The following is a 14,520-nucleotide window of genomic DNA, read 5'->3' on the forward strand; positions in this document are numbered from 1 at the left end:
CCGAACCGCAGGGAGTCCCGCTGTGTCCGAACTCGAAGAGACCCTCGTCCTCGTCAAGCCCGACGGCGTCGCCCGCCAGCTCACCGGTGAGATCCTCCGCCGGATCGAGGCCAAGGGCTACGAGATCGTCGACCTGAAGATGCTGACCGCGCCGCGCGACCTGCTCGACAGCCACTACGAAGAGCACCAGGGCAAGCCGTTCTTCGAGCCGCTCGTCGAGTTCATGCAGTCCGGTCCGGTCGTCGCCGTCCGCGTCGCGGGCAACGGCGTCATCGCCGGGTTCCGTTCGCTCGCCGGCACCACCGACCCGACCTCCGCCGCGCCGGGCACCATCCGTGGTGACCTGGGCCGCGACTGGGGCCTCAAGGTCCAGCAGAACCTGGTGCACGGCTCCGACTCGACCGAGTCCGCCGCGCGCGAGCTCGGCCTCTGGTTCGCCTGAGCTGAGGCCAGCCGATCTGGCTGAGCCGAGCTGCTCTGGCTGAGCCGAGTCGCAACGAGGAAGGCCCCCGCACTCGAGAGTGCGGGGGCCTTCCTCGTGTCCGGTGGCTACTTGCCGCCGTTCTGCTCCACGAAGGAGGCGAACGACTGCGCGTCGGACCAGGCGTTGGTGCCGGTGCCGTTGTACTGCTTGCCGTTGACGATGACGGTCGGCGTACCGGTCAGCTTCGGCAGGTCGGAGTTGGCGAGCGGCTGGGTCAGGACGCGGTTCGTGGCGTCACCGACCCAGGCGGTGAACTTCTGGTCGGTGATGCAGGACTGCACCTTCGCGTTCGTCGCGCCGGCCTTCTTCGCGATCTTGGCCAGCTCGTCGTTCGTCAGACCGCGGGTGTTCTCCGACGGCTGGTTCGCGTAGAAGGCGCTGTTGACGTCGAGGAAGGCCTCGGGGTCGTAGTTCGCGACGCAGGCGGCCGCGGCGGCCGAGCGGGTCGAGTACTTCGAGCCGAGCGAGGAGCGGTCGAGCAGGTTGAACGGGTGCACCTCGAGGGTGGCGGTGCCGTCCTTGACCCACTGCTTGATCTGGGTCATGTTGCCCGTCTCGAACTGGTTGCAGATCGGGCACATGTAGTCCTCGTACACGGTGATGTTCGCGACCGAGTCGTCCTGCTTCGTCGCCGTCGGCTTGCCGCCCTCGGGGATCGCCTTCGTCTCGACGGGGACGATCTTGCCGCTCTTGCCGGTGAGCAGGATGCCGTCGCTCGCCATGTTCTTCGGTCCGGGCCCGACGGGCTGGATCGAGTTCGCGACCACGAGCACGACGATCGCGACGACCGCAAGGGCGCCGACGATGATGCCGCTGATCAGGAACGTCTTGTTCCGTCGGCGGCGGGCCTGCTCCTTCTGGCGGGCCTCGCGGGCACGCTCGCGCGCGGCGTTGCGGCGCGCCTTCTTGCTCTCGTTGTCGCTCATCGGGAACGAGCGTAACGGCTCCGACCGTCGGGACCGGGTCCCTGCGCTGGGAAGACCCCAGGAATCAGGTGACACGTCACCGCGGAGGCGCGCCCGGCGCGGCCTGTGCGTGGTGCGTGCGCGGTCCGCGCGTGAGCGCAGACGGTTAGAGCGTGCTGAGGAGCAGCGGGAACTTGACCAGGATCGTCACGATGATGAACAGGATGTTCGCCAGCGGTATCGCCCAGCAGAACGGCAGGAGCGCGCGGCCCACCCGACGTGCGCCGGCGCCGAACGGCAGGTTGCCCTTCGCCAGGTTCCAGACCGTGAACACCCAGAACAGCGGGATCGTCATGGCCCAGACGAGCATGCACCAGAGGCAGAGGTACCCGATGAACCAGACGGTCTGCGTGAACAGCCAGGTGACGAAGACCCAGGCCAGGAACAGGCCGGCGTTGAAGAGGACCCAGAACCACTTCGTCCCGCGGAAGCCCGCCAACAGCGCGACACCGACGGCGATCGGCGCGACGAAGCCCATCATGCCGAGCAGCGGGTTCGGGAAGCCGAACAGGTGCCCCTGCCACGTCGTCATGACGTTCGAGCAGTTGAGGAACGGACTGACGTCACACGTCAGTACCTTCTGTGGGTTCTCGTACTTCGCGAACTCGTCCACCACCAGGTTGAAGGCGGCGAACAGCCCGACGGCACCCGTCACGATCAGCAGGATCGCGACGGCGACGGGACGGCGGGGAGCAACAGACGTCGAACTCACGGCGTCATCTTCGCACGGGCCTCCCGGCGTTCTCCCTGACCGCGTGCGATGATGGGGGAGTCACCCGGCCGATCCGGGTGACGACGAGAACTTGCCGGGCCACCGCCCGGACGTGATGGTGCTGTGACAGAGCACCGTGACCGGACGACGCGTCACCTCCGACGCCGAGCCGCCGTGAGCCGGGTGCCCACGACGACCGGGCGCGGACGAGACGCCGATCGGTCACTGACAGCAGCGAGCGCGGGGGCGGAGTCGCCGCCCGCACCGATACGAGAGAGTTCCCGCCACCCTCGCGGGTGAGTGCGGGGTCGAGGAGTGCACCAGTCCATGGTGGAGCAGAACGAGAACCAGAACCAGAACACCGACGACGCGCCGAAGCGCCGGACCCGCCTGTTCGGCGGCCGTCGCGCCCGGTCCGGCGGCCTGGAGGCCCGTGACCCGTCCGACACGTCGACCGACGCCGTCGAGACGGTCGCCTCGGACGAGGTCGACGAGGCGCCCGCAGCGGCACCCGCGGTCGACGTCGCCGAGGCGCTCGACGCCTCCGACGGGGCCGACGTGACGGACACCGCGGACGTCACCGACACGGCCGAGGCCGACGTCGAGGCGGCCCCGGTCGAGGCGGCCCCGGTCGAGTCGGCCCCGGCCGTCGAGGTCGTCGTCGACACGACCTCGGGTGCGAGCACCGCGCCGGAGGACGTCAGCACGCTGACGGGCGACATCCCCGTCGTCAGCGACGGCGCCGAGCAGGACGCCCAGTCGGCTGAGGCGGCACCGACCGACGCCGCCGAGGGCACCGACGCGGCCACGACGACGGACGGAACCGACGTGCCGGACGCGGAACGGGCCTCCCGTCCCGACGACACGACCGCACCGGCACCTGCCGAGCCGTTCGTCCCGAAGGCGACGAGCACGCTCAGCCTGATCTTCCACGCCCCGGTGCTGCCGGAGCTGCCGGCCCGTTCCGAGCGCGTCCACGACCGTGACCGCGGCGACCGGTACGACCGTTCCGACCGCCCCGAGCGTTCCGGACGCGGCTCCCGCTCGGGCCGGAACGACCGGTACGACCGTTCGGACCGGTACGAGCGCGACGAGCGCGACGACCGCGACGACCGACCGGCGCGCGACGAGCGCACCGACCGGGTCGACCGTTCCGATCGTTCCGACCGCTGGGACGACGAGGACCGCGAGGAGCAGGGTGGCAGCCGCCGCCGGACCCGCCGCCGGGGGAGCAGCAGTGACCGCGAGCAGGCCGAACCGCGCCGCCGCGAGCCCGAGCTGATCACCGAGCCGCAGCGCATCAAGGGCTCCACACGGCTCGAGGCGAAGAAGCAGCGCCGCCGTGACGGCCGTGACGCCGGACGCCGCCGTCAGGTCGTGACCGAGGACGAGTTCCTCGCACGCCGCGAGAGCGTCGACCGCCAGATGATCGTCCGGTCGAGCTCCTCGACCATCGAGATCGGCGTGCTCGAGGACAACGTCCTCGCCGAGCACTACGTCACCAAGTCGCAGAACGTGTCGCTGATCGGCAACGTCTACCTCGGCAAGGTGCAGAACGTCCTGCCGTCGATGGAGGCCGCCTTCGTCGACATCGGCCGCGGTCGGAACGCCGTCCTCTACGCCGGTGAGGTCGACTGGAACTCCGTCGACACCAGCCACGGCCGTCGCATCGAGGCCGCGCTCAAGCCGGGCGACAAGGTCCTCGTGCAGGTCACGAAGGACCCGGTCGGCCACAAGGGTGCGCGCCTGACCAGCCAGGTGTCCCTGCCGGGCCGCTACCTGGTCTACGTGCCGAACGGCTCGATGAACGGGATCTCCCGCAAGCTGCCGGACACCGAGCGTGCCCGTCTCAAGAAGATCCTCAAGGAGGTCCTCCCCGAGCACGCCGGCGTCATCGTGCGCACCGCGGCCGAGGGCGCCACCGAGGACCAGCTGACGCGCGACGTGCAGCGCCTCACCAGCCAGTGGGAGGCCATCGAGAAGAAGGTCCAGAGCGGCCAGGCGCCGGTCATGCTGCACTCCGAGCCCGACCTGCTCGTGAAGATCGTCCGTGACGTCTTCAACGAGGACTTCACCAAGCTCATCATCGACGGCGAGTCCGCCCGCGAGACGATCGACGAGTACCTGTCGGCCGTCGCGCCGGACCTCAAGGACCGCGTCGAGCTCTACCAGGGCCCGGACTCGTTCGAGGAGCACCGGATCAACGAGCAGATCGAGAAGGCGCTCGACCGCAAGGTCTGGCTGCCCTCCGGTGGTTCGCTCGTGATCGACCGCACCGAGGCCATGACGGTCGTCGACGTGAACACCGGCAAGTTCGTCGGCTCCGGGGGCAACCTCGAGGAGACGGTCACGAAGAACAACCTCGAGGCCGCCGAGGAGCTCGTCCGTCAGCTGCGTCTGCGCGACATCGGCGGCATCATCGTCGTCGACTTCATCGACATGGTGCTCGAGGAGAACCGGGACCTCGTGCTCCGTCGTCTCATGGAGTGCCTGAGCCGCGACCGGACCAAGCACCAGGTGGCCGAGGTCACCTCGCTCGGTCTCGTCCAGATGACCCGCAAGAAGATCGGTGTCGGCCTGCGCGAGTCGCTCGACGAGGTCAACGCCAAGGTCAACGACAACAACGCCGACCCGGGCCCGACCAAGGGCCGTCGCAAGCCCCGTGGCGGGAACGGCAACGGCAACGGGAACGGCACCGCCCCCGCGGCCGAGCCGAAGGCGTCGCAGGCGCACCAGATCACGGACGACGTGAAGCACGCGCTGTCCCGGATCGCCGCGTCGACGATCCCGCACGAGGAGTCCGACGTGCCGGTCACCGGCATCGCCGGTGCCGCGTCGCCGGTCATGCCCACGTCGCCGGTCGCCCCCGCGGCCGAGGCACCGAGCGAGTCGACCGGCGGCTCGAAGCGTCGCCGCCGTCGTGGCAGCCGTGCCGGTGATGCCCAGCAGGCGAGCACGGATGCGCAGCAGGCGCCCGCCGATGCGCAGCAGGCCTCGGGCGACAGCCAGCAGGCGCCGCAGGCCCCGGACGCCCCGGAGGCGCAGCACGCGCCGCTCGAGACGCCCGCTCCGGAGGTCGTGCTCCCCGCGACGACGACGGGTGTCCACACGCGGTCCACGCGATCCGAGTCCGCACCGGCGGAGTCCTCGTCGGCGCAGCGGTCCGCTGCCGCCGCCGAGCAGCCGGCTGCCGCGCCCAAGGAGCGCCCCGCCGGTCGCCGTCGGGTCAGCTCGTCGGCCCCGGTCACGCCGGCCGACACCACGGTCGCCATCCTCGACATCCCGGTCGGGGTCGCCAAGCGCGAACCGCGTCGGGTGAGCGAGGAGGCTGCGGAGTCGCTCCTGGACTCGGTGCTGCAGGCACTGCCGGAGCCGAAGCAGCCCGGTCAGGGTCGTGCGCGGTCGCGTCGCGTCTCGTCGGGCAGCATCAGTGCCCCGGCGAACCCGACGGCCACCGAGGGCGACGGCACCGTCATCCTCGGGCAGTGATGTGACGGACGAGCAGCGTCCGACCGGTCGTGGCCCGGCTGCGGGTCACGACCGGCCCGGATCCGGCTGGGGTGCCGTGCCGCCGCGCGCGGTGCCCCCGCCGGGACCGTCCGGGTCCCGCTCGGTCCGTGTGACCGTCGTGGTGCCCGGGGTCTCCACGCTGGCGACGACGGGTGCCGCCCTCGCGGTGGTCAGCGTCGTCCTGGTCGAGTTCCTGGCTGGACTGATCGGCCTGGTCGGCACGAGCACGATCGTCGGGCCGTTCCGGAGCCACGGCGGCACGAGCCTGGTCGAGGCGTTCGTGCAGAACGTCTTCGTCGCCCGGTTCCCGTTCTGGCTGGCGGCCTTCCTGGTGCTGGTGTTCCTGGTGCCGGTGGTGCCCCGTGCGCCGCTGCCCGTCGTGCTCCTGCGCGCCGTCCTGGCGGGCGCTGCGGGGACGGTGGCGCTGGCCCTGGTCGGCGTCACCACCGGGGCGTACGGCGCCGTCCAGCAGCGGGGCCTGGGCTCCGGACTCGGTCGACTGCTCGTGGAGGCCGTCACCACGCCGCTGCAGCTCGGGCTGCCGATGACCCTGATGCTCGTCGGCTCGGCGACGGCCGCGTGGCTGTGGCTCGGGCGACACCCGCGCTGACGCCTGCACTGCCGCACCGCGACGCCCGCGCTGCCGCACCGCGACACGCCGGTCCGGGGAGTCCGCGGAACCCGACTTGCCCGGCAGGTCGGAGTCGGTGGTCAGTGCTCCGTGCGGGACGGCTTCCGCTTGTCGCGCTGGGGGACCCGTAGTCCGCTGGCGATCAGGCGCAGCACCAGTTCCCGCCCGGTCACGGCCGAGGCCCCGGAGGCCACCAGTTCGGCGTAGCGGTCCTGCGGCACGTCGTAGTGGTCGTGGTCGAACGCGCGCCGTGGGACGCCCGCCCGGTCGGCGAAGGCGTGCAGCTCGTCGTAGGATGAGTCACTGACCAGGTGTGACCAGAGCGTGTCGTGCGCGGGCCAGGCCGGGGGATCGATCAGCACGGTCATCCCTCGATCGTACGCGTGTCGGCGTTTGACCCGCCTGGTCGGATCGAGTATTCTCGATCCCTGGTGTCAGCGGGCCGTTCTGCCTGCGTCGCCGATCGTCCCGGGGTCACTCAGGACGCTCGCGCAGAAGTGGGCACCCGAGACTTCCCTCAAGCAGAGTTACGTAAGGATTCCACGTGGTTTACGCAGTAGTGCGCGCCGGCGGCCGTCAGGAGAAGGTCGAGGTCGGCTCGATCATCACCATCGACCGCATCAAGGCCGACGACAATGGCAACATCGACCTCGCGCCGGTGCTCCTCGTGGACGGGGACAAGATCACCTCCGCCGCGGCCGAGCTCGCGAACGTGACGGTCACCGCCGAGGTCCTGGCCGACCTCCGCGGCCCGAAGGTCGTCATCCAGAAGTTCAAGAACAAGACCGGTTACAAGAAGCGCCAGGGCTTCCGCGCGGACCTCACGCGCGTCAAGGTCACCAAGATCGCATAGGCGGGAGACAGACATGGCACACAAGAAGGGTGCGAGTTCCACTCGCAACGGTCGCGACTCGAACGCTCAGCGCCTCGGCGTGAAGCGCTTCGGTGGCGAGGTCGTCAACGCCGGTGAGATCATCATCCGCCAGCGCGGCACGCACTTCCACCCGGGCGCCAACGTCGGCCGCGGTGGCGACGACACGCTGTTCGCCCTCTCGGCCGGTGCGGTCGAGTTCGGCACCAAGGGTGGCCGCAAGGTCATCAACATCGTCAACGCGTAGTCGCTGACGACGAGCTTCACCGGGAGGGGCAGGCCGTGTGCCTGCTCCTCCCTTGCTTTTCCCCGAACAACAACAGGAGTGACCCATGGCGACGTTCGTCGACCGCGTGACGCTGCACCTCTCAGCAGGCAACGGCGGCAACGGCTGTGTGTCCGTCCGTCGCGAGAAGTTCAAGCCCCTCGCGGGCCCCGACGGCGGCAACGGCGGTGACGGCGGCGACATCGTCCTCGTCTCCGACCCGCAGGTCACCACGCTGCTCGGCTACCACCGCTCGCCGCACCGCTCCAGCCGCAACGGCCAGCCCGGCATGGGCGACCACCGCAGCGGGGTCAGTGGCGACACGCTCGAGCTGCCCGTCCCCGTCGGCACGGTCGTGTACGACGAGAACGGCGACGTGCTCGCGGACCTCACCGAGCCCGGCATCCGCGTCGTCGTCGGCCCCGGCGGCCAGGGCGGTCTCGGCAACGCCGCGCTCGCGACCACGAAGCGCAAGGCCCCGGGCTTCGCACTGCTCGGCACCCACGGCTGGAGCGGTGACGTCAGCCTCGAGCTGAAGACCATCGCCGACATCGCCCTGGTCGGGTACCCGAGTGCCGGCAAGTCCTCGCTGATCGCCGCCATCTCGGCCGCCAAGCCGAAGATCGCCGACTACCCGTTCACCACGCTGACCCCGAACCTCGGTGTCGTCGAGTCGGGCAGCACGCGCTTCACCGTCGCCGACGTCCCGGGTCTGATCGAGGGCGCGTCCGAGGGCAAGGGCCTCGGCCTCGAGTTCCTGCGCCACGTCGAGCGCTGCGAGGCCCTGCTGCACGTGATCGACTGCGCCACGCTCGACAACGGCCGCGACCCGATCAGCGACCTCGACGTGATCCTCCACGAGCTCGAGCAGTACCCGGTTCCCGAGGGTCAGGTCCCGCTGCTCGAGCGCCCGCAGCTCATCGCGCTCAACAAGATCGACGTGCCGGACGCCGCCGAGCTCGCCGCGTTCGTCACGGCGGAGTTCGAGTCCCGCGGCTACCGCGTGTTCCCGATCTCCACCGCATCGCACAAGGGTCTGCGCGAGCTCACCTTCGCCCTGGCCGACGTCGTCGAGAAGGCCCGCACCGAGCGCGCCGCCGAGCCCGCGGTCGAGCGCATCGTGCTCCGTCCGAAGGCCGTCGACGAGAAGCCCTTCACGGTGCGTGCCGAGGGCGGCGAGGAGCACCGCTTCTACCGCGTCCGCGGCGGCAAGCCCGAGCGCTGGGTGCAGCAGACCGACTTCACCAACGAAGAGGCGATCGGCTACCTGGCCGACCGGCTCGCCAAGCTCGGGGTCGAGGACGGTCTGTTCAAGGCCGGAGCCGTCGCCGGGTCCACCGTGGTCATCGGTGGCGAGGGCGGCATGATCTTCGACTGGGAGCCGACCCTGACCTCCACCGCGGAACTCATCACGAGCGCCCGCGGGACGGACTCCCGACTCGACCTCAACGCCCGCCCCACGCGCAACGAGCGTCGTTCGGACTACTTCGAGCGGATGGACGCCAAGGCCGCAGCCCGTGCCGAGCTCGAGCAGGAGCGCATCGCCGGCCTGTGGGCAGACGACGACACCGCGGCCGAGTCGGTCGAGCAGACGACGTCCGAGCGCGACTGAGCACATGGCCGGAGCGAACACCGGGGCGAGCTCGGACACCGTGCCCGGACCGGGCATCGTCGCGGAGCGTGCGGACATCCCGCGCGCCCGCCGGATCGTCGTGAAGGTCGGTTCGTCCTCGGTCAGCGGTGACAACGCCTCGCAGATCGGTCCGCTCGTCGACGCCCTGGTCGGCGCCTACCGCCGGGGCACCGAGGTCGTCCTGGTCTCCTCCGGCGCCATCGCCACGGGGTTCCCGTTCCTGGGGCTCGAGGGGCGTCCGGAGGACCTCGCCACGCAGCAGGCCGCAGCAGCGACCGGGCAGGCGGTGCTGGTCTTCCGGTACCAGAAGGAACTCGACCGGCACGGGGTGACCGCGGCGCAGGTCCTGCTCACCGCGGGCGACCTGCAGAACCCCACGCACCGGGTGAACGCCCGGCGGGCGATGAACCGGCTGCTCGAACTGCGGGTGCTGCCGATCGTGAACGAGAACGACACCGTCGCCACCCACGAGATCCGGTTCGGCGACAACGACCGGCTCGCGGCGCTCGTCGCCCGACAGGTCGAGGCAGACGCACTGGTGCTGCTCTCCGACGTCGAGGCCCTGTACACGAAGCCGCCGGAGCAGCCCGGCGCCACCCGCATCGACGAGGTCCCCTTCGGCGACGAGCTCGCCGGGGTCACCTTCGGGTCGATCGGGGCAGCCGGGGTGGGCACCGGGGGAGCCGGCACCAAGGTCGCCGCGGCCCGCCTGGCGGCCGAGGCCGGCACGTCCGTCCTCGTCACGGCCACCGCGCTCGTCGAGCGCGCGCTCGGTGGCGAGCACGTCGGCACCTGGTTCCGGGCCGCACCACGCGCCTGACGCTGGCTGCAGGGCGGACGGGAGGCACGCCTCCAGTCCGACTCGTCACCGCGGACCGCTGACCTAGGATCGGGTCATGTCGCTCACCGCTCCCGCGCAGGCCCACGCGGCCACGCCCCTCGTCGACACGCTGACGGCCGCCCGGGCCGCCTCGACGGTGCTGGCGACCACGCCGACGGCCGGCAAGGACGCCGCCCTCCGGGCGATCGCGCTCGAACTGCGTGCCGGCACGGCGGAGATCGTCACCGCGAACCACGAGGACCTGGTCGCGGGGGAGGACAGCGGGCTCAGCTCGGGTCTGATCGACCGGTTGCGGCTCGACGTCGACCGGGTGGACGCACTGGCGGACGCGGTCGAGCACGTGGTGGGGCTGACCGACCCGGTGGGGGAGCACGTCCGTGGCTCGGTGATGCCGAACGGACTGCAGCTCGCGCAGGTCCGCGTGCCCTTCGGCGTCGTCGGGGCCATCTACGAGGCGCGCCCGAACGTCACGGTCGACATCGCGGCCCTGGCGCTGAAGTCCGGCAACGCGGTGGTCCTCCGAGGCGGGTCGGCAGCGCAGCGCACCAACGCCGTGCTCGTCCGTCGGATCCAGGACGCGATCGCCTCGGTGGGGCTCCCGCGGGAGCTCGTGCAGACGATCGACCCGCTCGGACGCGCCGGGGCGACCGAACTCATGCGTGCCCGCGGACTGGTCGACGTGCTCATCCCGCGGGGCAGTGCCTCGCTCATCCGGACCGTCGTCACCGAGTCGCAGGTCCCCGTCATCGAGACCGGTGCCGGCGTCGTGCACGTCTTCCTCGACCAGTCCGCACCCCTCGAGCGGTCCGTCGACATCGTCCTCAACAGCAAGGTGCAGCGACCGAGCGTGTGCAACGCCCTCGAGACGCTGCTGGTGCACGAGCGGGCGGCCGAGCGCCTCCTGCCGGTGCTGGCCGACCGTCTCCGCGCCGCCGGGGTGACCCTGCGGGGCGACGACGCCACCCGGACGATCGTGCCCGGGGTGCTGCGGGCCACCGAGGCCGACTGGGCGACCGAGTCGATGGACCTCGACCTGTCGATCCGCGTCGTCCCCGACGTCGACGTGGCGATGGCGCACATCGCGCAGTGGTCGACGCACCACACCGAGTCGATCGTGACGAACGACGTCGACACGGCCGAGCACTTCCTGGCCGGGGTGGACTCCGCCGTGGTGATGGTGAACGCGTCGACGCGGTTCACCGACGGCGGGGAGTTCGGGTTCGGCGCCGAGGTCGGCATCTCCACGCAGAAGCTGCACGCTCGGGGCCCGATGGGGCTGCCCGAACTCACGAGCACCAAGTGGCTCGTGCGCGGGCAGGGACACATCCGCGGCTAGGATGGTCCGGAGTCTTCCTCGATCGATCGGAGCACTGCCAGATGTCACTCCTTGCTGAGGCCGCAGAACACGCGGCCGGCGTCCCCGCGATCGTCTTCCCGATCGTCGCGGCCTGCGTCTTCACCCTCCTCGGCTTCGTCACGTGGAGCTTCCGCGACGTCGCCTACCGCCACTCGCACAAGTTCCAGGCCACCCGGCAGCACGAGACCGGTGTGGACGAGTTCGGCCACTCGAAGATCTGATCCGCCACCCGATGCTCGAGAGCACGGGTCGGCCGCGCATCGGGGTGATGGGCGGGACGTTCGACCCGATCCACCACGGTCACCTCGTGGCAGCGTCCGAGGTCGCCAAGCACTTCGACCTCGACGAGGTCGTCTTCGTCCCGACCGGCCAGCCGTACATGAAGTCCGGCGTCACGGATGCCGAACACCGGTACCTGATGACCGTGATCGCGACCGCGGCGAACCCGATGTTCACGGTCAGCCGCGTCGACATCGACCGGCCCGGACCGACCTACACGGTGGACACCCTGCAGGACCTCCACGAGCAGCGGCCCGACGCCCAGCTCGTCTTCATCTCCGGAGCCGACGCCGTCCAGCAGATCGTCGACTGGAAGGACCACGACGGCCTCTGGGACCTCGCACACTTCGTCGCCGTGACCCGGCCCGGCCACCAGCTGAGCATCACCGGACTCCCAGAACGGGACGTTAGTGTGCTCGAGGTCCCCGCGCTGGCGATCTCCTCGACCGACTGCCGTGACCGGGTACGGAGCGGGTCCCCCGTCTGGTACCTCGTGCCCGACGGTGTCGTCCAGTACATCTCGAAGCACCATCTGTATCGGAGCGTTGCATGAGTCCGTCCGACGCGCAGCCGCCGCTGTCGCGGCGTCAGATGCGTGAGCGCGAGCGCGCCGCCTCTGGCGGTGCCCAGCCCGCGACGCCGCCGCCGACCGTCGCCGCCGCTTCCACCACGCCGGAGGCCCGTCGTCGCCCCGGCTCCCACGTCGCCCCCGGTGCGGCCTCGGCCGCTCAGGCGGCACCGCGATCCGCGGGCGCCGCGACCGGCGTCTCCGACGTTCCCCCGGCCTCCGCGACCGAGATCGTCCCCGGCACGGGCGGGATGTCCCGTCGGCAGCTCCGGCTGCTGCGTGAAGCACAGCAGCAGGGTGGCCGTCCGGTCCCGCTGCAGAACCCGACCCCGCAGTCGTCCGACCGCACCGTGCAGGACGTCCTCGGCACGCTGACGGACCCGTCCGCCGGGCCCGCTCCCGACGCGCGGGTGCCGCCGCTGTCGACCCCGGTCGAAGCGGCAGCCGCCGGCATCGGCGCGCAGTCGTCCCTCGTGCCGCTGACGGTCGACGGGCCGACGGACGACCTGGTCCACGAGGGCCGTGCCGACGAGGACCGGGCTGGCGCCGACACCGATGCCGACTCGCGCGTCGACTCCGACTCGCGCGTCGACTCCGGCTCGCTCGTCGGATCCGACGAGGACGCCGACGCCGACGAGAACCCGGTCGACGCCGAGCCCTCCGTCGCTGCGACTGCCTCGGATGCTGCGCCGGCGGACGTCGAGTCCGACGACGACGCCGCCCCGGCAGCCGAGGACGACGAGTCCTCGAACTGGCAGGACCCGAACCCCGAGATCTCGCACCTCGAGCCCGCCGCCGTCGAGCAGGCCACCGAGGCCGACGGCTCCCCGGACGCCATCGAGCCCCTCGAGGAAGCCGCTGCGCACGGCGAAGAGCCCCGTCAGCACCGGACGACCTGGGCGCCGCACGACGCCGACCCCGACGCGATCATGGCGGCGACCGACGACGTCGCCGCGCCCGCCACCGACCTGCCCGCAGCGGCCCCCGGTGTGTTCCCGCTCGACCTCGACGACGACGACACGAACGAGGTGCCGGTCGTCGTGCCGGCGGACGCCCCCGTCTCCCGACCGTCGTCCGCTGCGCAGCCCGGGTCGACCCCACGCCCGACGTCCGCCGACGCCCCGCGCGAGCCGAAGCCCGTGACGACGGCCTTCCAGCCGCCGGCCGGCCACTGGTCGACCTTCGCGCACGACTCCAACGACGCCGAGGTGCACGACGAGGAAACCGGCACCCGCCGCGTCGCCGAGTCGCACACGAACGCGCTGATCCTGCCGAACTCGGCGCTGGCCGACCCCACTGGTGCGTTGAACGCCACCGGCGAGGTCATCCTCACCGGGTCGATCGACCTGCCCTCCTCGCTGTCCTCGACCGGGTCGCACCGGCCGATCGACGGTGCCGAGGTCGACCGCCTCCTCGAGCAGCACGACGAGCAGCCCGACACGGACGCCAGCCCGGTCCGCGCGAGCCGTGCCGTGTCGAGCCACACGTCGACGCGCCAGGTCGTGCTCGCAGCCGCCAAGCCGAAGGACTCGAAGACGCCGGTCGTGCTGGCCGTCGCCGCGAGTGCCGTCGGCGTGGTCGCGGCCGGTGTCATCGTCGTCGCCCTCGTCGCGACGAACTTCTTCGGCTCCTGAGCGAGCCCGGAACACCCACGACCAGCTCGGACCGTCTGGCCCCCACACCAGCCACGGTCTGGCCTATGATCGTGACCCATCATGAACATCCAGGCGACCGCGTCGGGATGACCACCGGAAGGAATCCGTGACCGCCTCCGCTCGCGCACTCGAACTGACGCAGATCGCCGCTCAAGCGGCGGACTCCAAGCAGGCCGAGGACCTCGTCGCCCTCGACGTCACCCGACCGCTCCAGCTCACCGACGTCTTCCTGCTCGCCACCGGCCGGAACGAGCGCAACGTGCTCGCCATCGCCGACGAGATCGAAGACCGTCTGCTCCAGGCGGGCGCCAAGCCGCTGCGTCGTGAAGGCCGGAGCGAGGGCCGCTGGGCGCTCATCGACTTCGGGGACATCGTCGTGCACGTCTTCCACGAGGAAGAGCGTCAGTACTACTCCCTCGAGCGTCTCTGGTCGGACTGCCCGGTCATCCCGCTCGAGCTGCCGGCCGACCAGGCGCAGGCTGCCGAACAGTCGGCCTGACACCGGCCACCAGCGCGACGCGCCCGGGTGGCGGTGACGATTTCGTCACCCGGTGTTCGCGTGGTGTACGCTGTACTGGTGCCTCCGGGGAACCGGAGGAACACGAACTGGCCTTCTGGTCAGCCGTTCTGGGTCTGTGGCGCAGCTGGTAGCGCACCTGCATGGCATGCAGGGGGTCAGGGGTTCGAGTCCCCTCAGATCCACCAGGACCAGGAAGCCCCGGCACTCATCGAGTGCCGGGGCTTCCGTC

The 14,520-nt window shown here is 71.0% G+C and carries 15 protein-coding genes and 1 tRNA gene; 13 read left to right on the top strand and 3 right to left on the bottom strand.

What is annotated here, in order from left to right:
* The first annotated feature begins 22 nt into the window (after positions 1–22).
* Positions 23–442, top strand: coding sequence for a nucleoside-diphosphate kinase (ndk, locus tag SOM35_RS01885; protein WP_111076204.1), 420 nt, complete (start codon positions 23–25; stop codon positions 440–442).
* Positions 443–549: 107 nt separating this feature from the next.
* On the opposite strand, the gene SOM35_RS01890 is transcribed toward ndk, so the two are convergent.
* Entirely contained in the window at positions 550–1,410 is an 861-nt protein-coding gene (locus tag SOM35_RS01890; protein ID WP_320514196.1) for a DsbA family protein, read from the bottom strand.
* A 145-nt stretch (positions 1,411–1,555) separates the two neighbouring features.
* Positions 1,556–2,161: a vitamin K epoxide reductase family protein gene (locus SOM35_RS01895; protein WP_221850532.1), complete on the bottom strand. Its 606-nt coding sequence runs from the start codon at positions 2,159–2,161 to the stop codon at positions 1,556–1,558.
* Positions 2,162–2,488: 327 nt separating this feature from the next.
* Between SOM35_RS01895 and SOM35_RS01900 the strand changes: the two genes are divergently transcribed.
* Together SOM35_RS01900 and SOM35_RS01905 are read left to right on the top strand one after the other, a co-directional pair.
* The gene (locus tag SOM35_RS01900; RefSeq protein WP_320514197.1) at positions 2,489–5,650 is read left to right on the top strand and encodes an Rne/Rng family ribonuclease; all 3,162 of its coding nucleotides are present in this window, start codon (positions 2,489–2,491) and stop codon (positions 5,648–5,650) included.
* Positions 5,651–5,780: 130 nt separating this feature from the next.
* Entirely contained in the window at positions 5,781–6,281 is a 501-nt protein-coding gene (locus SOM35_RS01905) for a hypothetical protein (protein ID WP_320514198.1), read from the top strand.
* Positions 6,282–6,382: 101 nt separating this feature from the next.
* On the opposite strand, the gene SOM35_RS01910 is transcribed toward SOM35_RS01905, so the two are convergent.
* Entirely contained in the window at positions 6,383–6,670 is a 288-nt protein-coding gene (locus SOM35_RS01910; RefSeq protein WP_221850535.1) for a DUF4031 domain-containing protein, read from the bottom strand.
* A gap of 176 nt (positions 6,671–6,846) precedes the next feature.
* On the opposite strand from SOM35_RS01910, the gene rplU reads away from it, so the two are divergent.
* The 10 genes from rplU (at position 6,847) to SOM35_RS01960 (ending at position 14,476) form a co-directional block, all read left to right on the top strand.
* Positions 6,847–7,155 carry a 50S ribosomal protein L21 gene (gene rplU / locus SOM35_RS01915; protein ID WP_111052511.1) on the top strand — a complete coding sequence of 103 codons (309 nt, stop codon included), beginning with the start codon at positions 6,847–6,849 and terminating at the stop codon, positions 7,153–7,155.
* A 13-nt stretch (positions 7,156–7,168) separates the two neighbouring features.
* Positions 7,169–7,420 (top strand): 50S ribosomal protein L27, encoded by a 252-nt coding sequence (rpmA, locus tag SOM35_RS01920; protein WP_110903977.1) that lies wholly within the window; start codon positions 7,169–7,171, stop codon positions 7,418–7,420.
* 85 nt (positions 7,421–7,505) lie between these two features.
* Positions 7,506–9,050 (top strand): GTPase ObgE, encoded by a 1,545-nt coding sequence (gene obgE, locus SOM35_RS01925; RefSeq protein ID WP_221850536.1) that lies wholly within the window; start codon positions 7,506–7,508, stop codon positions 9,048–9,050.
* Between the two features lie 4 nt (positions 9,051–9,054).
* On the top strand, positions 9,055–9,891 hold the full coding sequence (proB, locus tag SOM35_RS01930) for a glutamate 5-kinase (protein ID WP_320514199.1): 837 nt from the start codon (positions 9,055–9,057) through the stop codon (positions 9,889–9,891).
* A 76-nt stretch (positions 9,892–9,967) separates the two neighbouring features.
* Positions 9,968–11,248, top strand: a complete 1,281-nt coding sequence (locus SOM35_RS01935) for a glutamate-5-semialdehyde dehydrogenase (RefSeq protein WP_320514200.1) — start codon at positions 9,968–9,970, stop codon at positions 11,246–11,248.
* A gap of 41 nt (positions 11,249–11,289) precedes the next feature.
* A complete protein-coding gene (locus tag SOM35_RS01940) occupies positions 11,290–11,490 on the top strand; it encodes a hypothetical protein (protein WP_110903974.1) in 201 nt (66 codons plus the stop codon).
* Between the two features lie 11 nt (positions 11,491–11,501).
* Positions 11,502–12,101: a nicotinate-nucleotide adenylyltransferase gene (gene nadD, locus SOM35_RS01945; protein ID WP_111076213.1), complete on the top strand. Its 600-nt coding sequence runs from the start codon at positions 11,502–11,504 to the stop codon at positions 12,099–12,101.
* A complete protein-coding gene (locus tag SOM35_RS01950) occupies positions 12,098–13,750 on the top strand; it encodes a hypothetical protein (protein WP_320514201.1) in 1,653 nt (550 codons plus the stop codon). The genes nadD and SOM35_RS01950 overlap by 4 nt, the downstream gene beginning before the upstream one ends.
* A gap of 127 nt (positions 13,751–13,877) precedes the next feature.
* Positions 13,878–14,270: a ribosome silencing factor gene (rsfS, locus tag SOM35_RS01955; protein ID WP_221850540.1), complete on the top strand. Its 393-nt coding sequence runs from the start codon at positions 13,878–13,880 to the stop codon at positions 14,268–14,270.
* Positions 14,271–14,400: 130 nt separating this feature from the next.
* Positions 14,401–14,476, top strand: a tRNA-Ala gene (locus tag SOM35_RS01960).
* Positions 14,477–14,520 lie beyond the last annotated feature (44 nt).

This window comes from Curtobacterium sp. CFBP9011, from assembly GCF_034045095.1.
GTDB lineage: Bacteria > Actinomycetota > Actinomycetes > Actinomycetales > Microbacteriaceae > Curtobacterium.